Annotated in this window: 15 protein-coding genes and 3 pseudogenes; 5 read left to right on the top strand and 13 right to left on the bottom strand. The window is 71.4% G+C overall.

Translation table 11 applies throughout. The annotated features are described in order from the left end of the window. Positions 1-158 precede the first annotated feature (158 nt). The 8 genes and pseudogenes from ACQPXS_RS12845 to ACQPXS_RS12880 all read right to left on the bottom strand — a co-directional run bounded on the left by ACQPXS_RS12845 (position 159) and on the right by ACQPXS_RS12880 (position 9,251). Complete coding sequence (locus tag ACQPXS_RS12845; RefSeq protein WP_433449311.1) at positions 159-1,241, bottom strand: S1 family peptidase; 1,083 nt, start codon at positions 1,239-1,241, stop codon at positions 159-161. A gap of 329 nt (positions 1,242-1,570) precedes the next feature. Further along, positions 1,571-2,470 carry a S1 family peptidase gene (locus tag ACQPXS_RS12850; RefSeq protein WP_433449312.1) on the bottom strand — a complete coding sequence of 300 codons (900 nt, stop codon included), beginning with the start codon at positions 2,468-2,470 and terminating at the stop codon, positions 1,571-1,573. A gap of 223 nt (positions 2,471-2,693) precedes the next feature. Beyond that, positions 2,694-3,476 carry a DUF1684 domain-containing protein gene (locus ACQPXS_RS12855; RefSeq protein ID WP_433449313.1) on the bottom strand — a complete coding sequence of 261 codons (783 nt, stop codon included), beginning with the start codon at positions 3,474-3,476 and terminating at the stop codon, positions 2,694-2,696. Then, positions 3,473-4,763, bottom strand: a pseudogene (locus ACQPXS_RS12860) (NtaA/DmoA family FMN-dependent monooxygenase). Before ACQPXS_RS12860 ends, ACQPXS_RS12855 begins: the two are co-directional and overlap by 4 nt. Beyond that, positions 4,760-5,875 (bottom strand): LLM class flavin-dependent oxidoreductase, encoded by a 1,116-nt coding sequence (locus ACQPXS_RS12865; RefSeq protein ID WP_433449314.1) that lies wholly within the window; start codon positions 5,873-5,875, stop codon positions 4,760-4,762. Before ACQPXS_RS12865 ends, ACQPXS_RS12860 begins: the two are co-directional and overlap by 4 nt. Positions 5,876-5,878: 3 nt before the next feature. Further along, the gene (locus tag ACQPXS_RS12870; protein WP_433449315.1) at positions 5,879-6,640 is read right to left on the bottom strand and encodes an amino acid ABC transporter ATP-binding protein; all 762 of its coding nucleotides are present in this window, start codon (positions 6,638-6,640) and stop codon (positions 5,879-5,881) included. After that, positions 6,637-8,397: an FAD/NAD(P)-binding protein gene (locus ACQPXS_RS12875; RefSeq protein ID WP_433449316.1), complete on the bottom strand. Its 1,761-nt coding sequence runs from the start codon at positions 8,395-8,397 to the stop codon at positions 6,637-6,639. Before ACQPXS_RS12875 ends, ACQPXS_RS12870 begins: the two co-directional genes overlap by 4 nt. Beyond that, entirely contained in the window at positions 8,394-9,251 is an 858-nt protein-coding gene (locus tag ACQPXS_RS12880) for an amino acid ABC transporter permease (RefSeq protein ID WP_433449317.1), read from the bottom strand. Before ACQPXS_RS12880 ends, ACQPXS_RS12875 begins: the two co-directional genes overlap by 4 nt. Before the next feature lie 415 nt (positions 9,252-9,666). Between ACQPXS_RS12880 and ACQPXS_RS12885 the strand changes: the two genes are divergently transcribed. Then, a complete protein-coding gene (locus tag ACQPXS_RS12885) occupies positions 9,667-10,596 on the top strand; it encodes a transporter substrate-binding domain-containing protein (RefSeq protein ID WP_433449318.1) in 930 nt (309 codons plus the stop codon). Between the two features lie 9 nt (positions 10,597-10,605). Here the strand turns inward: ACQPXS_RS12885 and ACQPXS_RS12890 are convergent, their stop codons facing one another. Then, positions 10,606-11,781, bottom strand: coding sequence for a DUF5685 family protein (locus ACQPXS_RS12890; protein ID WP_433449319.1), 1,176 nt, complete (start codon positions 11,779-11,781; stop codon positions 10,606-10,608). Positions 11,782-12,049: 268 nt separating this feature from the next. On the opposite strand from ACQPXS_RS12890, the gene ACQPXS_RS12895 reads away from it, so the two are divergent. Then, on the top strand, positions 12,050-12,487 hold the full coding sequence (locus tag ACQPXS_RS12895; RefSeq protein WP_365334263.1) for a cell division protein SepF: 438 nt from the start codon (positions 12,050-12,052) through the stop codon (positions 12,485-12,487). 36 nt (positions 12,488-12,523) lie between these two features. Here the strand turns inward: ACQPXS_RS12895 and ACQPXS_RS12900 are convergent, their stop codons facing one another. Both ACQPXS_RS12900 and ACQPXS_RS12905 read right to left on the bottom strand, forming a co-directional pair. Further along, positions 12,524-13,714, bottom strand: coding sequence for an acyl-CoA dehydrogenase family protein (locus ACQPXS_RS12900; protein ID WP_433449320.1), 1,191 nt, complete (start codon positions 13,712-13,714; stop codon positions 12,524-12,526). A gap of 98 nt (positions 13,715-13,812) precedes the next feature. Then, positions 13,813-15,435 carry an MFS transporter gene (locus ACQPXS_RS12905; protein ID WP_433449321.1) on the bottom strand — a complete coding sequence of 541 codons (1,623 nt, stop codon included), beginning with the start codon at positions 15,433-15,435 and terminating at the stop codon, positions 13,813-13,815. Between the two features lie 264 nt (positions 15,436-15,699). Here ACQPXS_RS12905 and ACQPXS_RS12910 point away from each other — a divergent pair, with 264 nt between their 5' ends. Further along, positions 15,700-17,016 (top strand): mannosyltransferase family protein, encoded by a 1,317-nt coding sequence (locus ACQPXS_RS12910; RefSeq protein ID WP_433449322.1) that lies wholly within the window; start codon positions 15,700-15,702, stop codon positions 17,014-17,016. 237 nt (positions 17,017-17,253) lie between these two features. Beyond that, positions 17,254-18,275: pseudogene (locus ACQPXS_RS12915) on the top strand (phosphatase PAP2 family protein). Positions 18,276-18,392: 117 nt separating this feature from the next. On the opposite strand, the gene ACQPXS_RS12920 reads toward ACQPXS_RS12915, so the two are convergent. After that, complete coding sequence (locus ACQPXS_RS12920; protein WP_351803911.1) at positions 18,393-18,608, bottom strand: I78 family peptidase inhibitor; 216 nt, start codon at positions 18,606-18,608, stop codon at positions 18,393-18,395. Positions 18,609-19,014: 406 nt separating this feature from the next. On the opposite strand from ACQPXS_RS12920, the pseudogene ctaD reads away from it, so the two are divergent. Further along, a pseudogene (ctaD, locus tag ACQPXS_RS12925) lies at positions 19,015-20,700 on the top strand (aa3-type cytochrome oxidase subunit I); the annotation flags it as partial. On the opposite strand, the gene ACQPXS_RS12930 reads toward ctaD, so the two are convergent. Further along, positions 20,591-21,637 carry a helix-turn-helix transcriptional regulator gene (locus tag ACQPXS_RS12930; RefSeq protein WP_356314192.1) on the bottom strand — a complete coding sequence of 349 codons (1,047 nt, stop codon included), beginning with the start codon at positions 21,635-21,637 and terminating at the stop codon, positions 20,591-20,593. The pseudogene ctaD and the gene ACQPXS_RS12930 overlap by 110 nt on opposite strands. Between the last annotated feature and the right edge of the window lie 55 nt (positions 21,638-21,692).

Consider the following 21,692-nt stretch of genomic DNA (forward strand, 5'->3'; position numbering starts at 1 on the left):
CCACCCCCACCATACCCCTCATTCTCGAACGCGTGTACGACATCCGCTCGACCGTCTGCCACCTGCGCAAACCCCGCCCACCAGGGGATACGACGGAGCCCCGCCCCCACGCACCCGGGGGACGGGACTCCACGAAACGCACGCACACCCACAAGGCGTCAGCCGATCTGCGCCCCCGTGGCGGACAGCGCGGCGGTCACCGGCTGGAAGAACGTCTCCCCGCCGGAGGTGCAGTCACCGCTGCCCCCGGAGGTCAGCCCGATGGCGTTGCTCCCCGAGAACAGCGACCCGCCGCTGTCACCCGGCTCGGCGCACACATCGGTCTGGATGAGACCGCTGACGGTGCCCTCCTGATAGTTCACCGTGGCGTTCAGCCCGGTGACCGTGCCGTCGTGCACATGGGTCGTCGACCCACTGCGCGTCACCTTCATGCCCACCGTCGCCTCGGCGGCACCGGTGATCTTCTGCGTGGACCCGTCGTACAGGTCGACCTCGCTCGGATGGTCCACCTGCGCCGTGTACTTCACGAGCCCGAAGTCGGTCCCCGGGAAGTGGGACTCCGCGTTCTGCCCGATCTCCTGGCCGCTGGAGTCCGACCAGGTGGAGATCGCCGCGGTGCAGTGCCCGGCGGTCAGGAAGTACGGCTGCCCGTCCTTGACCACGTTGAACCCGAGCGAGCAGCGTCCGCCGGACCCGCTGATCGCGTCGCCACCGGCGATGAAGGGCTTGAACTCCCCCTTCGACCTCCTCAGCGCCGCCTTGCCGCCGAGCCCGTCGACCACCTTGCTCAGCTTGGCCCACTCCGCGCCGGAGACCGTCTTGTCGGCGGTGACGACGACCTTGTTGCTCACCGGGTCGGTCGCCCAGGACGTCCCCGGTATGGTCGCGTCCTTCTTCAGCGTGGTCCGCGCGCCGTCGAGGGCGGCCGGCGAGTTGGTCACGAGTCTCGCCCTGGCTCCGGCCGCCTCGACCTCGCTCACCGCGCCCTGGTCGAGCACGTTGACGACGAGACTCCTGGCCCGGGCGTCGTAGTAGCTCCCGGCGGCGTCGGAGCCGAGGTTCTTCAGCAGCGTCGAGGCGAGGTTTCCGGCCGCCGGAGCGGACAGGACCTTCGGTTCCGGAGCCGACTTCGCCGGCTCGCTGGCGTTCGCATTCTGCAAGGTGACACCCGCGGCGACCAGTGCGGCGATTCCCGCGCCGGCCACGGCGATCCGCCGCCTGGGTATGCGTCGGTGCTTCAACTCACGTCCTCCTGTGGGGGGATGACCGGCCAGACCGTGGGGGACCTGACAGGCCGGAAGGCTGGTTGACGAGCGCCCACTCTTCCGAACGACACAGGGAGCACACAAGGTTGACTTCAGGACGCGCGTAGAGAGGGCTTGCACACCCCTCTCTACGTGACCGTGGATAGTCACGCCAGGGACGTTCGCACAGCAAACACGACACACACGTAACCCACACCGAACGGCGACGACACCGCCTGGCCGAAACCGAACATCCCCGCACCGACGAGAAACCCCCGCACACCCCAAGGCGTGCGGGGGCTCCGAGGAAGCCGGAGTCGGACTCGCTACGGCAGCGTGACCCCGTAGTAGCTCAACGCCTCGGTCACCGGCTGGAAGAACGTCGTACCGCCGGAGGTGCAGTCACCGCTGCCCCCGGAGGTCAGACCGTAGGCCACGGTCCCCGCGTACAGCGGACCACCGCTGTCGCCGCCCTCGGCGCACACCGTGGTCTGGATCAGCCCGTAGACGATGTCACCGCCGCCGTAGTTGACGGTCGCGTTCAGCGCGGTGACCCGGCCACTGTGCGTACCGGTGGTGGAACCACGCCGGTACACGGTCGTGCCCACGGACGGCGTGGCCGCGCTCGTGATGGACTGGCTGCCCACGGAACTCGGGTGCGAGATCGAGGAGTTGGTGTACCGCACCAGGGCGAAGTCGTTGCCCGGGAAGCTGTAGCCGACGTTGGTGCCGAGCACCGTGGTGTGGCTGGAGTTGCTGTACCAGGTGGAGGCCACCTCGCCGCAGTGACCGGCGGTGAGGAAGTAGTACGTGCTGCCGCTGTGCACGTTGAAGCCGAGCGAGCAGCGGTACTGGCCACCGTAGATGGCGTCGCCGCCGGTGATCAGCTTGTTGAACGTGCCGGGGGTGTGCTTGATGGTGAGCGCGCCCGCGTCGGTGCCGGCCTGCCGCTTGATCTTGGCGATCTCGGCCTTGGACACCGTGCTGTCGACGGTGACGACGACGCGGTTGGTCTTGCTGTCCACCGCCCAGGCCGTACCGGGTATGTCGGCCTTGAGAACGGCGGAGTTGGCCTTGCTGAGCTGGGCGGCGCTGAACGTGTGGGCGTCGCTCGCGTTCGCCGTGGGGGCAGCGAAGGCGGCCGCGGCCAGGAAGCCGGTGGCCACGGCGATCAGCCGGGTCCGTCTGGCGGTGCCGCTGCCGGAAGTGGTGCGCTTGATCCTCACTTGTCGTTCCCTCCCAAGGGAAGTCGGGGGCCCGCGTGGGGTCGGGGCCCGTGAGGCGCAGCCAGGAGGGGGTGACCGGGTTCCGCACACGCATGCCCCCTGACCAGCGCTGGGGGGAGTATTCGGCCGAACGACCGGTCGGCACAAGAGTGCCTTTCGGCCGTTGGCTTTTAAACCACCTTTGCCCGGTGGTCCCCTGACGTCCGATCAGCGCACGCCGACGTCAGCTCACCGCACGCTCCCCCGCCTCGATCGCCACGTCCAGTCGGTTGCCGGGCGGCGGGAACGGGCAGATGAAGTGGTCGGCGAAGGCGCACGGCGGGAGTTGGGCGCGGTTGAAGTCGACGGTCGTACGCCCCTCGGCGTCCGGCGGGGCCGGGTGGAGGAAACGGAACCGGAAGCTGGTGTCGCCGCTGGTGGCGTCGGCGAACACCGCCCACAGCTGCCCGTCGCCCTGCTGTGCGACCCGCAGCGTCAGCTCCCGCCCGTCCAGGGTGAAGGCCAGCTCACCGGCGAGGGCGAGCCCCCGCTCGCGCCCGTCCGCGTTGCCGACCCGCACGGTGCGGGTGTCGTCGTACGGCGTGAACCGCCCCGGGACCGACCAGCGGGCGTCGTACGGGGTGGCCTCGATGCCGTCGAAGGCGCGGCGGGCAGCGGACCCGGGGTCGTACACCCGCACCCCCCACACACCCTCGCGCACCAGCACGACCAGCCGCTTCTCCCCCAGCGCGACGCGCGCCTCGGCCGCCGGCCCGCGGTCGGCGGCGAGCCGGACCTCACCCGCGAACGGTCGTCCGTCCACGCTCAGGCCGTCGGCCTCGGCGGCGGTGAGCACCACGCCTTCCCCATCGGCCACCCAGGTCCCGGGAATGGCCGGAATTCGCCCGTCCGGAAAGTCCTCGACCCAGTGCGTGGCGGTCAGCGCGAGCGGGCCGTAGGGCTCGGAGACCCTCTCGACCCGCTGCTCGTGCCACTGCTTCCACGCATCGGCTGCGTCCGTCGTCATGCCGTCTTTCCCTTCGTCTGCGTCATCTGCGGTCGGGCTTCCCGTACCGGGTGATCCAGCCCGAGATGGGAGCGGAGAGTGGTGCCCTGGTATTCCGTACGGAACACGCCGCGTTCCTGGAGCAGCGGCACCACCCGGTCCACGAACTCCTCCAGTCCGTCGGCCGCGAGAGCGAAACCGTCGGCCGTTCCCGCGCGGACATGGGCGTCGAGGTCGGCGGCGACCGAGTCGGGCGTGCCGACGAAGGACGGCCCGCCGCTCGCCTCGATCACGGTCTCCCGGCTGGAGAGTCGCTTCGCCTCCGCCAGCGCCCGCCATCTCCCGACGCGTGCCAGGGTTTCGGCGTCCCCGCTCCGAGGAGCGATCCCGGGCAGCGGGCCGTCGGGGTCGTGGCCGGAGAGGTCCACGCCCCAGAGCCGCTCCAGCACGTACCGCGCGTACTGCGGGGTGACCCGTCGCCGTCTGATTCCGGCGGCCCGCTCGTGCGCCTCGGCGGCGGTGTCCCCGAGGACGACGGTGACAGCGGGCATGATCCTCAGGTCCTGTGGCGCACGGCCGTGGGCCGCGAGCCGCCGCCGGACCTCGGCACGGCGGGCGCGGGCCGTCTCCCACGAGCCGTGCCGGGTGAGGAGCACATCGGCCGTGGCCGCGGCCAGCTCCCGTGCCTCCTCGGACTCGTCGCCCTGGATCACCACGGGCCGCCCCTGCGGTGAACGCGGCGGCCCGAACGCGCCGGCGAGGTCGAAGTGCCGGCCCCGGTGCGTGAACGGCCGGGGCGTCCCGTCGGGTGTCCAGGAGTCCCACAGCAGCTTCGCCACGGTGACGAACTCGGCGGTCCTCGTGGAGTGGGGGGCGCGCTCCGGGGGGGGCGCCGGGGCGGAAGTTCCCGGCGGCGTCCGGCGTGGCCGCCACCCGCCAGGCCGCCCGGCCCCCGCTCAGGTGGTCCAGCGTGCCGATTCTGCGGGCGAGTTCGTACGGCTCACCGAAGGCGGTGTCCGCCGTGGCGGCGAGCCCGAGCCATGTGGTGCCTGCGGCGAGGGCGTTCAGTAGGGTGACCGGCTCGGGCCATCCCACCGGGTCCAGGTCGTGCGGCCGCCCCCGGTGCTCGGGCAGCCGCAGCCCCTCGTCGAGCAGCAGGAAGTCGAACCGCCCGCGTTCGGCGGTGCGGGCGAGGTGTTCGCAGGCGGGGAAGGCGATCCGCGAGCCGGCGCGGGGAGCGGCCCAGACCGCGGTGTCCTCGGCCGCCGGGAACCGGACCGCCAGATGCATCCGCGGTCGTGCGGTCATGACGTTCCCCCGGTCATGACGCTCCTCCCGGTCACGGTGTTCTCCGTGGTCACGGCGTACTGGTTGGCGGGCCGGGCCAGGCGCAGGTGCTCGCGCAGGGTGCTGCCCGGGTAGAAGGTGCGGAACAGGCCGCGGTGCTGGAGCAGCGCCACCGTGCCGTTGACCAGCCGCTCCAGGTCACGGCGTGGCTCGACGGGCACGAGGTGGAAGCCGTCGGTGACACCGTCGGCGTGCCAGCCGGCGACCAGTTCGGCCAGGTCGACCGGGCCGCCCCGGTACAGCGGGCCCCGCCCGGTCGCCCGCGGGCCTCCGCCCCCGTGTCCGGGCTCGGCCGCGTGCTCCCCGTCGCCGAGGTCGACCAGCAGGCTCACCAGGACCCGCAGGGTGTCCGGGTCGCGCCCCGACTCGGCCGCGCGAGCGCGCAGTTCGTCGCGTACGGCGGTGGCCTGCGCCGGGGTCGCGGCGCGGACCAGGGCCACGTCGGCGTACCGGGCGGCGACGGTACGGGCCTGGCGCTCGGTGGCGTCGACCAGGCGGACGGGGTGGCCCTGCGGTGGCCGGGGCACGGTCGAGGGGCCCCGGACCGAGAAGGCGGTGCCGGTGTAGTCGACGTGGTGCAGCTTGTCCCGGTCCAGGAAGCGGCCGGTCGGCAGGTCCCGGATCTCGGCGCCGTCCTCCCAGCTGTCCCACAACTTCGCCGCCACCTCGGCGACTTCGCCCGCTTCCTGCCACAGCTCCCGGACGGGCGCCGCGGTCCGGCGGCCGAAGAGCCGGGCCTCGTCCTCACCGGCGGACACGTCGATCCGCCAGCCGGCCCGCCCGCGGCTGACCCAGTCCAGCGTCGCCACCGCCGCCTGCACCCGGAAGGGCTCGGTGTGGGTGGTGGTGACGGTCGGGACCAGGCCGATACGCCGGGTCGCGGGCGCCGCCCGGGCCAGCACGGCGAGCGCATCGGGTCCGGGCCGGGCGAAGGAGTCGTCCAGCGTCACGAAGTCCAGCCCTCCGCGCTCGGCCAGCCGGACCAGTTCGACGTACGGTTCGGCACCGGGACAGTCCGGCAGATCGACGGCGGCGGCGAGGTGCAGCGGCCCACGGCCGTACGAGGCGCCCATGTCTCACAGCACCTTCGCCAGGAACGCCCGGGTCCGTTCGTGCCGGGGCCGGTCCAGCACCTCGGCCGGCGGCCCCTGTTCGACGATCCTGCCGTCGGCCATGAACACCACCGTGTCGGCGACCTCACGGGCGAAGGCGATCTCGTGCGTGACGACGATCATCGTGGTGCCCTGGGCCGCCAGGTCCCGGATGACGTCGAGGACCTCGCCGACCAGCTCGGGATCGAGCGCCGAGGTCGGCTCGTCGAACAGCAGCAGCCTGGGCTCCAGCGCGAGTGCCCGTGCGATGGCCACCCGTTGCTGCTGCCCGCCGGACAGCTGCCGTGGGTACGCGTCGGCCTTGTCGCCGAGCCCCACCCGCTCCAGCAGCCGGCGCGCACTCTCGACCGCCTCCTTCCGGGGGCGTTTCAGCGCGGACACCGGGGCCTCGACGACGTTGTCGAGGACCGTGAGGTGGGGGAAGAGGTGGAAGTTCTGGAAGACGAACCCGATCCGGGTGCGCTGCCTGAGCACCTCGCGCTCGGGCAGCTCGTGCAGCTTGTCCCCGGCGCGCCGGTACCCCATCAGCGAGCCGTCGACGCTGATCTCGCCCCGGTCCGCCTTCTCCAGATGGTTGATGGTGCGCAGCAGCGTGGACTTGCCGGAGCCGGAGGGGCCGAGCACGACCGTCACCTCGCCGGCGCGCACCTGGAGATCGACGCCCTTGAGGACGGCGAGCGGGCCGAAGCTCTTGTGCACCGACCTGATGTCGACCATGACGCTCATCGCGCGAGTTCCCTTTCGAGTGAGGTGCTCAGGAAGGCCAGCGCCGCCCGGGCGGTGGCGTCGTTCTGCCGGAACGCGGCCCCTCCGGTGCGCGGCCGGGTGAAGGCGCCGGGGGTGCGGGCGTCGGTGTACGGGCCGAGCGCGAAGCGCCGGGGATGCGGACGCCCGGCGCGATCGAGGATCCGGCCGTCGCCGGGGTCGACCCGGAGCAGTCCGTCGGGGGTCTCGGCGGCGCCGTCGGTGTGCAGTGCGCGCAGCAGGCGGTCGCGGGCCCGTCCGACGGTGGGCTCCGGCAGCCGGGCCTCGACCAGCGCCCGGGCCTCGACGCAGAAGCCCGGCACGGTGGGACTCGTGGCCCGGAACACCCCGTCCTCTGCGGTGACGGTCATGTCGGCGCCGACGAACCTGAGCAGGCCGGCCCGGGACAGTGCGAGCATCTGCCGCAGCCGGGGTCCGGGCGGCCCGGACGCCAGGTAGCTGAAGAAGCCGTGCCACCAGGGGCCGATGTTCCCGAGGCGGACGAGCTGCCCGTAGACGGAGAGCAGCCCGAGGAAGACGCCCAGGTCCGCGCTGTGCGAGGCGTCGTGCCGGCGGTTCAGGTCCGCCTCGACATACTCCCGCAGGCCCTCCTGGAAGTCCTCGTGCGAGGCGTAGCGCACCCCGTCCAGCGGATGGTCGAGCGCGGCGAGGTCGAGCCGGTCGGCCGGATCCGGCACGGCGGCGGCGACCAGCGCCCGGACCTCGGCGACGTCGCTCGCGGCCGCGTACTTCTCCTCGAAGTCGGTCCAGGCCGTCGCCGTACGCTCGGCGTGGGCGGTGAAGAGGCGGTGGTAGTGGGCGAAGCCCAGCTCCTTCTCCACCAGCGGCCACACATCGCGCCGGAAGTCGAGGCCGCCGGGACGCGCCCGCAGGGCCTCGACCTGGGCCGGGCCGAGGAAGCGGGGCAGCGGGGGCCGGTCGCCGGTCCAGTCGTAGCCGATCTTCGCGTGGTACGGCACTCCGCGCCGGGAGCCGACGAAGAGCACCGGCTCCCGCCCCGAGGGAACGTAGGTGTCGCCCTCGTACCGTCCGCCGCGTCCCTCGGTGAGCAGCACCATCAGGTCGACGAAGGCCAGCCCGAAGCCGCGCACGAGGACGGGTTCGCCGGGCTTCAGCGGGGACAGGTCGCTGTCGGCGGTGAAGTCGGGCGGCAGGTGCACCAGGCCGTGCTCGTGTGCGTACGCGGCCAACTCGCCTTGTTCGGCGTCCAGTCGGGCGTCCAGGTGGCCGATCGCGAGGATCACCAGGTCGGCGGGGAGGGGACGCGGGTCGCCCTCCAGCCACACCTGCTGGCGGCCCTCGCGTGGACCGCCGATCCGCACGGCACGCCGGGGATGGTGCCGAACGGTGATGCCCTCGGGCAGCTCGGCCCGGGCGCGCTCGTACACCCAGCGCAGATAGCGGCCCTGGAGCTGCCGGTCGGCGAAGGTGCCGCCGTCGAGGCCGGCCCACTCGTGCAGGGTGGGGCCCTCGTGCACCGGTCCTTCCATGGTCACCGTCTCGTCGGTGAACATGGTGACGTCCTCGGCGTGCGAGTTCATCCACAGCAGCGGTGACTGCGCCTGGCGCCAGATGCGACCGCCGCCGGGCGGATGCGGGTCGACCAGATGGATGTCGAGGCCGCGGCCGGCGTACAGCTCGGGGGCGTTGGCGGCGATGCGCTCCAGCAGTCCGGTCCCCCGCGGCCCGGCTCCCACGATCACCAGCTGCGGCCTCATCGGGCGTGCTCCGTGCCGCGCGCGTAGTACTTCTCGATGTAGTGCTGGCCGAGGCCGAGTGCCGAGGTGACGACCGCGTACCAGAGGGTCGCGACCATCAGCAGCGGGATGACCTGGTAGGTGCGGTGGTAGATCAACTGGGCGGAGAACAGCAGGTCGTTGACGGCGAGGACGCTGACGATCGAGGTGCCCTTGAGGGTGCCGATGAGCATGTTGCCGGCGGGCGGCACGATGGAGCGCATGGCCTGCGGCAGCACGATCCGCCACCAGCGCCGCGACCGGCTCAGGCCCAGTGCCTGGGCGGCCTCGATCTGCCCGCGGTCGACGGAGAGGATGCCGGCCCGGACGACCTCGGCGGCGAAGGCGGCCTCGTGCAGGGTGAGTCCGACGATCGCGACGGCGACCGGGGTGAGCAGGTTGACGGTCTTCACACCGAAGACCTGCGGGTACAGCGCCCCGATGTTGAACCACAGCAGCAGCTGCACCAGGATCGGGATCGACCGGAACAGCCACACATAGCCCCAGCCGACCGCGCGCAGCACGGGGTTGACGGAGAGCCGGAACGCGGCGAGCAGGGTGCCGAGGGCGAAGCCGAGGACCATGACGACCGCGGTCAGCCACAGGGTGAGCCAGAGGCCGCGCAGGACGGAGCCGGAGGTGAAGTAGTCGGCGACGACGTCCCATTGGAACGCCTTGTTGCGCAGGACGGAGGTGACGGCGAACCCGAGCAGCACGAGGACGACGACGGCCGCCGTCCACTGGCCGTAGCGGCGCTGCGGGACGATCCGCGGGGCGTCCGCGGGTTCGGGAATCCCCGATGGGGTGGGGGTTTTGGCGAGGGTGTCGGATGACATGCGAAGGCTCCGTGACGCGAAGAGACGTCAGAACACGGGTGGTGCCTTCACACGGACGCGCCGTGCGGCGCGGGTACGGCCGAGCCCCTCAGCAGGGCCGTCCACCGAGAGTACGTGGGCGTTCGCCTCCGCTGTCAAGGCTGTCCGAACTGTGAGCCGTACGTCTCAAGTCAGTTGACGCGGAACCGGATGCCTGTTCCACTTGGCCCATGCATCCACAGCAGTGGCTGGTCACCCGCTCCCACATCGACTTCGGTCGCGTGTGGTCCTCTTCCTGTTGAGCTGACCCCCTGCCTGCGCCTGCCCTCCGGGCGGGCGCCCTCGCGTTCTCCCTCTTCCTCTTTTCCTCGCCTTCACACGCGCACCCCTCCCCTCGCGCTCTGCACCCCCGTCTGACCCCAGGAGACCGCTACCGATGCGCACGCGGCTTTTTGCACCTTTTGTCAGCATTGTTTCCGCCACCCTGCTCCTCACCGCCTGCGGCTCCGGCTCGGGCGGCACGGACGCCTCCGCGGTGGCGGCGAAGTCCGGCGACGTGCCCACCACGGACGTCGTGTCCACGGAGAAGAAGGACGCGGCGGCGGCCGGGTTGCTGCCCGCCGGCACCACCCGCCTCACCGTCGCGATCAGCGTCGGCGGCACCCCGCCCGGCACTACGTATCTCTCCGACGGCAGAACGCTGACCGGCCAGGACGTCGACTTCACCAAGGCGGTCGCCAAGGTGCTCGGCATCCGGCTGAAGGTGGAGCAGGCGAGCTTCGAGGCGATCCTGCCCGCGCTGGAGAGCGGCAAGTACGACTTCGGCGCGTCCAACTTCGGCGTCACCGACGAGCGCCGCAGGACCGTCGACTTCGTCACCTACATCAACGACGGCCAGGGCTTCGCCACCCGCAAGGACAGCAAGCTGACGAGGATCACCGACCTGAGGCAGCTGTGCGGGCTGAACGTGGCGACCGGCGCCGGCACGACCTTCGAGGCCACGCTGGAGGAGAACAAGCACGTGTGCACCGACGCGGGCAGGAAGCCGTACCAGGTGCAGACGTACTCCGAGCCCAGCGCGATCTGGTCCTCGGTGCAGCAGGGCCGCAGCGACGTGGTGATGTCCACCATCAACGGCCTGCGCTACGCCGTGGCCCACCAGCCGGGCCTGAGGTTCCTGGGCGAGTACCACCGCCTGGACGTGGGCTTCGCCTTCAAGAAGGGCACCAGGCTGGCGCCCGCCTTCCAGGCCGCGGTGAACAGGCTGCTGGCCGACGGCACGTACGAGAAGATCCTCAGGAAGTGGGGCACGACGGGCTCGGCCATCGCCAGGTCGCGGATCAGCCCGCCGGAGCTGAAGAACTGAGCGGGACGGTCACAGCCCGCAGTCACAGCACGAGCAGCACTCACAGCACTCGCAGCACTGGCAGGCCTCGCAGCACGACCCGTCGCAGTCGCAGTTGGCGCAGCAGCCCTCGCGCTTCTTCCGCGACCAGGGGCCCTCGAACTCGTCGGCGCAGCACACCTTGCAGGTGCAGCACAGGCCGAGGGCGGCCGCGCAGCCGGCCCAGAAGCCCCGCTTGTCCGGGTGCTGCGGCTGCCCGCCGAAGGGGTTGCCGTACGGATGGCCGGGCGCGTTCGGCGCGTGGTGACCGGGCGGAGGTCCGAACGAGGCCTCGGGGGCGTGTCCGCACGCGCGCGTGCCGAACGCGCGGTCCACGGAGCGCTCCAGCTCGTGCACGAGCAGCAGATGGACCAGCCTGCCGTCGGCGAACTCGGCCTCCCGCAGGGCGAGCCGGATGCCGTGCAGGGCGTCGTCGGCGAGCCGGCGGGCCTCGGTCCGGGAGGTGCCCGTGGCGGTGAGCGGGTTCCAGGCGCCCGCCGCGGCGTCGGCCTCCTGGTCCTCCACGGCGTCCAGCAGATGCGCGAGCCGGCCGAAGAGCCGGCCCGCCTCCGCGAGCACGGTCGCGTTGCCCGGCCGTCCGGCCAGCGCCGCGGTGTGGGCGAAGGCGGCGGCGGTCGCGGTCTCGGTCGGCTCGGTGACCGTCAGGATCGGGGTGCCGTGGCCGGCGAGGGTCTCCAGGCCGAGCTGCCGGTCGACGGCCTCGACCAGGACGCCGGTGTCGAAGCCGACCGCTGCGCCGCTGTGGGCGCCGGCCCTGCCCCAGCCCGCGGCGACCCGGCGCGCGGCGGCGGCCAGGGGCCTGCGGGCCAGCAGCCCGTCCCGGTCGGCGACGTGGTCGCGCACCTTCGCCGCGGCGAGCACCAGCGAGACGGCGGCGGCGAGCCGGGCGCCCTCGCCCTGGGCGACGGAGGCGGTGCGCATCCCGCGCAGCGCGCACGGCCCGGCCGTACGGCGGCCGTCGGCGGTCCGGCCCGTCTGAGCCTCCGTCAGGACCGATATGAGAAGTCCGTCATAGTTCGTCACGATCCGCGCGAGTTGCCCGTGATCGCGGCGCAGGGCGAGGCAGAGTCCGCACAAGTGCGCCATCCACTCGGCCTTGAGACTCTCGCCGAGTCGATGAGAGCACGGTCTGACGATTCCGAACACGACGATCCCCCGTGGTGTGGTACGACGTTGACATTCACCCGTACGCACCGATGATCACCCATCCGCCGCAGACAATCATATTTCACTCTCAGTCAGCAGCCGTATGTGTCGCGACCCTTGGGGCACAAGGACTCTCGACGGATCGGCTGTGCACCAGTACCGTCACAAACCCCCCGCGCGGCGTCTATCCACTTGGCGCGCCGTCCGCATCATGGATGACCATAGGGACGCGGAAAGCAGAAAGAGACCGCTGTGAGAGGAGGCGTCCATGGGATCGGTACGCAAGGCGAGTGCGTGGCTCGGCCTCGTCGACGACAACGATGACGAGCGTTACTACGACGACGAGTACTCCGAGGGCTCCGAATCCGGGGACGCCTGGGTCACCGACCCCCGGGTGAAGGTGGCCTCGGACACGGCCGAGGAGAAGGGCCGCCGGATCGGCACGGTCACCCCGGACAGCTTCCGGGACGCCCGTGTCATCGGCGAGCTGTTCCGGGACGGTGTCCCGGTCATCATGAACCTCACCAACATGGAGCCCGGCGACGCCAAGCGCGTCGTGGACTTCGCGGCGGGGCTCATCTTCGGGCTGCGCGGTTCGATCGACCGCGTGTCCAACCGGGTGTTCCTGCTCACGCCGGCCGACACCCAGATCATCAGCGGCGAGGCGTCCGCCCACCGCGAGGACGGCTTCTTCAACCAGAGCTGAGGCAGGGCCGCCCGCCGGCCCTGCCCGCCCCGGGCCTCACCGGAAGGCGTCGAGCCCGGTGAGCGCCTTGCCCAGCACGAGCTGGTGCATCTCGACGGTGCCCTCGTAGGTGAGCACCGATTCGAGGTTGGTCGCGTGCCGCATCACGGGGTATTCGAGGGAGATCCCGTTGGCACCGAGGATCGTCCGCGCCGTACGGCAGATCTCGATGGCCTCGCGGACGTTGTTGAGCTTGCCGAAGCTGACCTGCTCGGGACGCAGGCGGCCGGCGTCCATCCGCCGCCCCAGATGGTGGGCGAGCAGGATCCCCTTGTGCAGTTCCACCGCCATGTCGGCGAGCTTGGCCTGGGTGAGCTGGAAGCCGCCGATGGGCCGGCCGAACTGCTCCCGCGTCCGCGCGTAGTCGAGGGCCGCCTCGAAGCTGCTGCGCGCCGCGCCCATCGCACCCCAGACGATGCCGTACCGGGCGTGCGACAAACAGCTGAGCGGTCCGCGCAGTCCGGTGACCTCGGGTAGTACGGCCGTAGCGGGCAGCCGTACGTCGTCCATCACCAATTCGCTGGTGACGGAGGCGCGCAGGGACCACTTGTGCTTGATCTCCGGTGCCGAGAAGCCGGGGGTGTCGGTGGGCACGACGAAGCCGCGGATGCCGTCCTCGGTCTGCGCCCAGACGACGGCCACCCCGGCGACCGACCCGTTGGTGATCCACATCTTGCGGCCGTTCAGAACCCAGTCGTCGCCGTCGCGCTTGGCGTGGGTGCTCATGGAGGCGGGGTCGGAGCCGTGGTCGGGCTCGGTCAGGCCGAAGCAGCCGATGACCTCGCCGGCCGCCATGCGGGGCAGCCACTGGAGCTTCTGTTCCTCGCTGCCGAACCGGTGGATCGCGTACATGGCGAGGGAGCCCTGCACGGAGACGAGGGACCGGATGCCGGAGTCGGCGGCCTCCAGCTCCAGGCAGGCGAGCCCGTACTGCACGGCACTGGCCCCCGCGCACCCGTAGCCGCTGAGCGACATCCCGAGCGCCCCGATCCCGCCGAGCTCCTTCGCGAGCTCGCGGATGCCGGGCAGCTCCCCCTGCTCGTACCACTCGGCGACGTACGGCAGCACCCGGTCGGCCGCCCAGGACCGCACGGTGTCCCGCACGGCCAGGTCCTCCGGTTCCAGCAGGTCGTCGAGGCCGAGCGGGTCGGCGGGGTCGAACGGGGGCAACTTCGCGGACGCGGACATGAGGCACCCTCCGGCACACAGAAAACTAGCACTGCTAATCACATGGGTGCCGCCGACGTTACGGCGCGGTGTCCCGCACGTCCAGTACGCCGGGCGCGTCAGGCCGAGACGCGGGGCTCCGCCACTTCCCGCTGTGCGGGCAGCTCCACCGCCTCCACCGCCGTCTCGGGTTCCGCGCACTGCATGACCCGCGGCAGCCGCAGCGCCATCACCGCGCCCAGCAGCAACAGCCCCGCGCTCACCAGCAGCGTCACGTGCAGCCCGTGCACGAAGGAGTCCCGGGCGACCCGGCGCAGCGCCGCCCCGGTGGCTCCGCCCAGCCGGCCGGCGACGTCGTAGGCCTCGCCGAGCGAGTGACCGGCCGCGTCGGAGGCGTCCCGGGGGACGCCCCGCACCGCACGCAGATGCGGCGCGTAGGCCGCGTTCATCACGCTGCCGAGCAGCGCGATGCCGATGCCGGCGCCGAGCTGGTACGACGTCTCGCCGATCGCGGCCGCGCCGCCGGCCTGGTCGGCCGGGCACTCGTTGAGCATCGACTCGTACGCCCCGAAGAGCGTGGTCTCCAGACCGAAGCCGAGCAGGACGAAACCGGAGAGCAGCAGCGGTGCGTTGTCCGTGCCGCCCATCGCGGTGAGCGCCAGGACCGCGGCGGCGGTGAGGCAGAAGCCGAAGCAGACCATCCGGCGCGGCCCGAAGCGGCGCAGCATCCGCGCGCCCGCCAGGCCTGCCGCCATCGCCGCGACGGTCAGGGGCAGCAGCCTCAGACCGGTCTGCAGCGGGGAGAGCCCGAGCACCAGTTGCAGATACTGGGCGGCGATCAGCTCCAGGCCGACGAGCGCGAGCATCGCCAGCACGATGCAGCCGACCGAGGTGCTGAACGCGGGCCGGCGGAACATCCGCAGGTCCACCAGCGGATGGGCGAGCCTGCGCTGCCGTCGTACGAAGAAGAAGAGCAGGGCCGCGCCGGCCAGCAGCGGCAGCAGGGTGAAGGGGCTCGCCGGTGCCTCGCCGCCGCCCAGCCGCTTCACGCCGAGGACGACGCCGAAGAGACCGCCGGCCGCCGTCAGGGCGCCGACGACATCCCAGGGACCGCTGCCGTCACCACGCGATTCGGGCAGCAGGATCCGGCCGACCGGCAGGCTGACCAGCATCAGCGGGATGTTGACGAGGAAGACCGCACCCCACCAGAAGTGCTCCAGCAGGAAGCCGCCGAGCAGCGGGCCGACGGCCGCGCCGACGGCGGCCACCGCGCTCCAGATGCCGATCGCGAGCGCGCGCTCGCGCCGGTCGGGGAAGACCTGACGCAGGATCGACAGGGTCGCCGGCATGATCATGGCGCCGCCGACGCCGAGCAGCGCGCGGGCGAGGATCAGCGTCTCGGCGGTCTGCGCGAGGGCGGCCACGGCGGAGGCGACGCCGAACAGGCCGTAGCCGAGCAGCAGGACGCGTCTGCGGCCGACCCGGTCGCCGAGGGTGCCGAAGAGGATCAGCAGCGAGGCGCAGACCAGCGGATAGACGTCGACGATCCAGAGCAGTTCTATGGCACTGGGCTTGAGGTCCTCGGTGACGGCGGGGACCGCCACGTGCAGCACGGTCGCGTCGAGGGCGACGAGCAGCAGGCTGACGCAGAGGACGACGAGGACGACCCAGCGGTTGGCCCCGGCACCGGTCCCGGCCGCCCGACGGCGCGGCCGTACGGCAGCCGTGGTCGTCCCGGACATGTACGTACCTCCCAGATGTGCCGCGCGCGGGGCGGACCGACGGGGTGGGGACTCCCTGTCGTACGGCCGGAGAGGAGCGGGGTCTCCGGCCCGCGCAAACCCACGCGGGTGACTCGTCAGCGTACGCGAGTTCGCCACGGGGGCACGTGGCGGACCTCTCACACACGGGACGGAACCCGTGTGGCGTACGCCACGTCGTTCCCTCTTGACCACGCCCCGGGGGCCGTTCCGGTTCCGCGGCCCGGCCCGTCGATAATCGAGTCCGTGACCGATCTTGAGACGCGTGTGGCCCCGCCCCACACCCCACTTCTGCGCCGGGCGGCCCCCGCCCTCCTGGGCTATGCGGCGGTCCGCGCCCTGGGGCTGGTCGTGCTGGCGTTGTGGAGCGCCGCGCGCGGCAAGAGCGCGTACACCCTGCTGACCGCTCGCTGGGACTCGCTCTGGTACACCCGGGTCGCCGAGCTGGGGTACGGCTACGAGGTGCGGCTGCCGAACGGCGACGTCCACTCCAATCTGGCGTTCTTTCCGCTGCTGCCGTGGCTGGAGCGGCTGGGGCACGCGGTCACACCGCTGTCGTACGCGGACTCCGGTTTCGCGGTCGTCCTGCTCGCCTCGCTCGCCGCGGCCTGCGGGATCTTCGCCGTCGCCGACCGGGTGTACGGCCCCCGGGTGGGGATCTGCGCCGTCCTGCTGTGGGAGGTGCTGCCGGTCGGGATCGTGCAGTCGATGGCGTACAGCGAGTCGTTGTTCACGGCGCTGGCGGCCTGGTCGCTGTACGCGCTGCTGACCGGCCGGTGGATCACCGCGGGCACGCTGGCGGCGCTGGCCGGGCTGACCCGGCCGGTGGGGGCGGCGGTGGTCGCGGCGGTATGGGTGGCGGGCGGGCTCTCCTTCGTATGGGGGCGGAGCGCGGTGCGCACGCCCAGCGCATACGACAACGGGCACGCCCCAGCGCACACACCCGGCGCATCGGACGACTCGCACGCCCCCGCGCGCACGCCAGGCGCGCAGAACGCTTCACACAACCCACCGAACACCGAGCCCTCGAAAGTCACTCAAGCCCCCGCAACCCCACCCGCCCCCGCATGGCGCCGTGCGCTCGGCATGGCGATCGCTCCGCTCGGCGCCGCCGCCTATGTGCTCTGGGTCGGGCGGCGGACCGGGAAGGGATTGCTCGGATACCTGGACGTTCAGGCCGGATGGCGCAATGGGTTCGACGGCGGCTACGCGTTCGCACGCTTCGTGGCCGACAAGTTCACGTCAATTCCGTCCGCGTTCGCCGGCGCCGGTCTGATCATCGGAGTGGCCCTGCTGCTGTGGCTGTACGTGACCGGCGTCCGACAGCGCCAGCCGGTCGAACTGCTGGTGTACACGGGCGTCGTCCTCGTTCTCGCCCTGTGCGCGTCAAGTTACTTCGGCTCCAAGCCGCGACTGCTGATGCCCGCCTTCCCCGTGCTGCTGCCGCTCGCCGGCGCCCTCGCCCGGCTGCGCACGTCCCGAGCGGTGCTGGTCACGGCCGGGTTGGCGGTGGCCACGGCGGTCTACGGGGCGTTCTGGCTGAACGGCTCCGGTCCCCCGTGACCGACGCGACCGGCCGATGACGTCACGGAAAATTCCACGCCAGGACCGGGTTAACACATTCATAAGCGCCGTATAAACAACGCCCGGCATGATCAAAGGAATTGAAGGGAACCGCCTCGCAGGATTGCGGAATGCCGTGAATTCGGGCCGCGCTTGAGAGGTTTCCCACATCACATCGTCATCACAAAGCCGCTGTTTCGACCGGGAACACAGCTCACTCGCTGTAACGTCGATTGGGTGCGTACCGAACGAAACCTCACCCGGCGTCTGGACCGGGTGTTCGCCAGACTCGACCGTGAGCCGGAACGACCGGCCCACATCGATGTGCCAAGGATGAGCCGGCACCGGGTCGTTCTGTTCACCGCGACCCTGGCTTTCTACCTGGCGATCGTGTGGGCCGTGGTGATCACGTCCTGGCTGGTCCGGCTCGACTGGCAGGTCATGTTCTTCCGGCCGTACCAGCAGTGGCCGCAGATCCACGCCTTCCTCGACTACTACGTGGTGCTCGGCCAGCGCGGCCCCACCGCGGTGATGGTCGCGGCCTGGCTCGGCTGGCGCTCCTGGCGGCAGCACACCCTGCGCCCGCTGCTCACCCTGGCCACCTCGCTGCTGCTGCTGAACATCACGGTCGGCGCCGCCAAGCTCGGCATGGGGCGCCTCGGTCCGCACTACGCGACCGTGATCGGCTCGAACGAGATGGGCCTGGGCGGCGATATATTCCCCAGCGGCCACACCGCCAACGCGGTCGTGACATGGGGCATTCTGGCCTATCTGGCCTCCACCCCGAGAGCGCGCCGCTGGCTGTCGGCGCTGTCCGCGATCACGGCGCTGGGCGTCGGTCTCACCACCGTCTACCTCGGTACGCACTGGCTGAGCGACGTGCTGCTGGGCTGGGCCGCGGGCCTGCTGATCCTGCTCGCCCTGCCGTGGTTCGAGCCGCTGATCGCCAGGACCGAGGTGGCGCTCTTCGACCTGCGCGACCGCTGGCGCGCCCGCCGCAGCCGGCCCGTGCCCGAACCGGCCGTCCCGGTCACGCCGGTGGTGCTCAGGCCGGCCCGCGCACCGGCCGAGCAGCCCGCCCCGGCGCGCGAACCGGCCGCGTCGACCCGTGCCTCCAGAGGGCTGGCGCATCTGGCCCCGGGACCGCACACGACGCGTTCGGAACGCACCCCGGTCACCCCGGTGGGCAGCCGTCGCACACCGACCACCGCCTGCCGCGCGGCACCACCCAGCCGGCCCGGCCGCTGACCGGCGGCTGAGGCACGGACCGACGTCGGGGCCCGGTACGCACAGCCGCCCCGCACCACGACGAAGGCCCCGCTTCCCGGAGGAGGGAAGCGGGGCCTTCGCCCTGCGGGTGTCCGAAGGCGCGGCCCTCAGCCCTTCCACGCGCGGGTCACCACGTCGTCCCGCACCTCGAAGTTGAGCCGGCCCACCCGGTACTCCATGGTGATGATCGCGCCCGGCGGCAGCGACCGTACCGTCGTCCACCCCCGCTCCCGGGCGAGCCGCTCGGCGAGCGCCGCGTCGAGGCCGACGTACCCGTCCGGACTGTCCTGGGGCTCCGCTGGCGGAGTGGGAATCGGTGCCATGCCGCCACGCTACCGCGCAGCGCAAGGTAAGGGTCGTATCCGGCTCCCGTCACACTTCTGTCACAGCCGCCGGCCCGCGTTTCCCCCGAACCGAGTCACACGTACGGGCGTTTCCACGGGGCGCACCGGGGTAATCGAACGGAATTCACAGCACTCCTGAGCGGCCCGCGGAATTACCCGGCGGAAACTTCCACCGCCGGGATCCGCACTTGGTCCAGAGGGGTGATTCCGCGCGCAATCCGGCGGGGCCGGCAGGGCATCTGACGCCGCATAGAAATTTTCACGAATTCAGCACATCGGCGGTGTACGCCCCCTGTCGGAGCGGGTCACCCCGCGAGCATCATGGCGCCGGCACGCGGGTACGCGGGCCGGCGGACCCGGGCGCGACGATGCGAAGGGGCGAGCGATGGGGACCGAAACCGCGGGAGCGACGGCAGGGCCGGTGTGCGGCAGGAACCGGGCCGGCCGGCTGGTGGTCGACTGGCTCACCACCACCGACCACAAGAAGATCGGGCATCTGTACCTGATCACGGCGTTCGGCTTCTTCCTGGCCGGCGGGGTCATGGCGCTGCTGATGCGCGCGGAGCTGGCCCGGCCGGGACTGCAGATCATGAGCAACGAGGAGTACAACCAGCTGTTCACGCTGCACGGCACGATCATGCTGCTGCTCTTCGCGACCCCGAGCTTCGCGGGCTTCGCCAACGAGCTGATGCCGTTGCAGATAGGCGCGCCCGATGTGGCGTTCCCGCGCCTGAACATGCTGTCGTACTGGCTGTTCGCCTTCGGCGGGCTGATCGTGCTCGGCTCGCTGTTCACCCCGGACGGGCCCGCGGCCTTCGGCTGGTTCGCCTACGCGCCCCTCAACAGCTCGCTGCACTCCCCCGGCGTCGGGCCGGACCTGTGGATCATGGGGCTGGCGCTGTCCGGCTTCGGGACGATCCTCGGCGCGGTCAACTTCATCACCACGATCATCGGGATGCGCGCGCCGGGCATGACGATGTTCCGGATGCCGGTCTTCACCTGGAACACGCTGTTCACGTCGATCCTGATCCTGCTGGCGTTCCCGGTGCTGGCGGCGGCACTGCTGGTGCTGGAGGCGGATCGGCGGTTCGGCTCGCAGGTGTTCGAGGCGGCGAACGGCGGGGCGCTGCTGTGGCAGCACCTGTTCTGGTTCTTCGGGCATCCGGAGGTCTACATCATCGCGCTGCCGTTCTTCGGGATCGTCACGGAGATCATCCCGGTGTTCAGCCGCAAGCCGGTCTTCGGCTATCTGACGCTGGTCGCCGCGACCATGGCGATCACCGGGCTGTCGGTCGTGGTGTGGGCGCACCACATGTTCGCGACCGGCGCGGTGCTGCTGCCGTTCTTCTCCTTCATGTCGTTCCTGATCGCGGTGCCCACGGGCGTGAAGTTCTTCAACTGGACCGGCACCATGCTGGGCGGCTCGCTGTCCTTCGAGACGCCGATGCTGTGGGCCACGGGCTTCCTGGTGACGTTCCTGTTCGGCGGCCTGACCGGGGTGATCCTGGCGTCCCCGCCGCTGGACTTCCACGTCACGGACTCGTACTTCGTGGTCGCGCACTTCCACTACGTCGTGTTCGGCACGGTCGTCTTCGCGGTCTTCGGCGGCTTCTTCTTCTGGTGGCCGAAGTTCACCGGGAAGATGCTGGACGAGCGGCTGGGGAAGATCCAGTTCTGGACCTTGTTCACCGGTTTCCACACCACGTTCCTGGTGCAGCACTGGCTGGGTGCCGAGGGCATGCCGCGCCGGTACGCCGACTATCTGGCGGCCGACGGCTTCACCGCGCTCAACACGGTCTCCTCGATCGGCGCGTTCCTGCTGGGCCTGTCGACGCTGCCGTTCCTCTACAACGTCTGGAAGACCGCCAGGTACGGCGAGAAGGTCGACACCGACGACCCCTGGGGCTACGGCCGCTCGCTGGAGTGGGCGACCTCCTGCCCGCCGCCCCGGCACAACTTCGTCACACTCCCCCGGATCCGCTCGGAGTCCCCGGCGTTCGACCTGCACCACCCGGAGTACGCGGCGAAGGAGCAGGCGCCGCGGTCCGCGCCAGAGCCGCATCGAGCCGGTCCCGGATCCTCCTGATCTCCTCGGTCAGCCCGGCGGGCTCGATCACCTCGAAGGGCAGGCCGGTCATCATGATGTGAACGACCATCACCTCCAGGTTCGGCGCTCCGCTGCGCAGGACGCAGGCGTCCTCCCCGTCCGCCTCCAGCGTCCCGGCCGACGGCGAGATGCGCTCCGCGGCCGCGTGCAAGGGCACCAGCAGCCGTACGGCGGAGTGCGTGGCGTAGGCGCGCGTGGAGACGCCCGTGGAGACGTAGGCGGCCAGATCCTCCGCCGGGGGCTCGCGCGGGGTGAAGCGGGGCCCGTGCGGCGGCTTGGGGGTGATGCGGTCGACGCGGAAGGTCCGCCAGTCCGCGCGGTCGACGTCCCAGGCGACCAGGTACCAGCGCCGCTCGGTGCACACCAGCCGGTGCGGCTCGACGGTACGGCGGCTCTCCGCGCCGTCGTGCGTGCGGTACTCGAAGCGCAGCCGCTCGGCGTCCCGGCACAGGTTGGCCAGTTCGGTCAGAAGCGCCGGGTCGACGTCCGCGGCCGGCGGGCCGCCGCGCAGCATCGGCACGGTGAAGGCGCCCAGGGCGCTCACCCGGCGGCGCAGCCGGCCCGGCAGCACCTGCTCGAGCTTGGCGAGGGCGCGCACGGAGGTCTCGCCGATGCCCTCGATGCCCTGCCCGGCGGCGGTGCGCAGGCCGACCGCCACGGCCACGGCCTCGTCGTCGTCCAGCAGCAGCGGCGGGAGTTCGGCGCCCGCGCCCAGCTGGTAGCCGCCGCCGGTGCCGGGGCTGGCGTTGACCGGGTAGCCCAGCTCGCGCAGCCGGTCCACGTCCCGGCGGACCGTACGCGTCGTGACACCGAGCCGGTCGGCGAGTTCGGCGCCGGACCACTCGCGGTGGGCCTGGAGCAGCGAGAGCAGACGGAGCAGACGTGCCGAGGTCTCCAGCATGGTCCGAGTCTGCCAGGAGATGCGGACAGCCGCTGTCCTCGACGGACAGCGGCTG

Source organism: Streptomyces sp. CA-142005 (assembly GCF_050942335.1).
GTDB lineage: Bacteria > Actinomycetota > Actinomycetes > Streptomycetales > Streptomycetaceae > Streptomyces.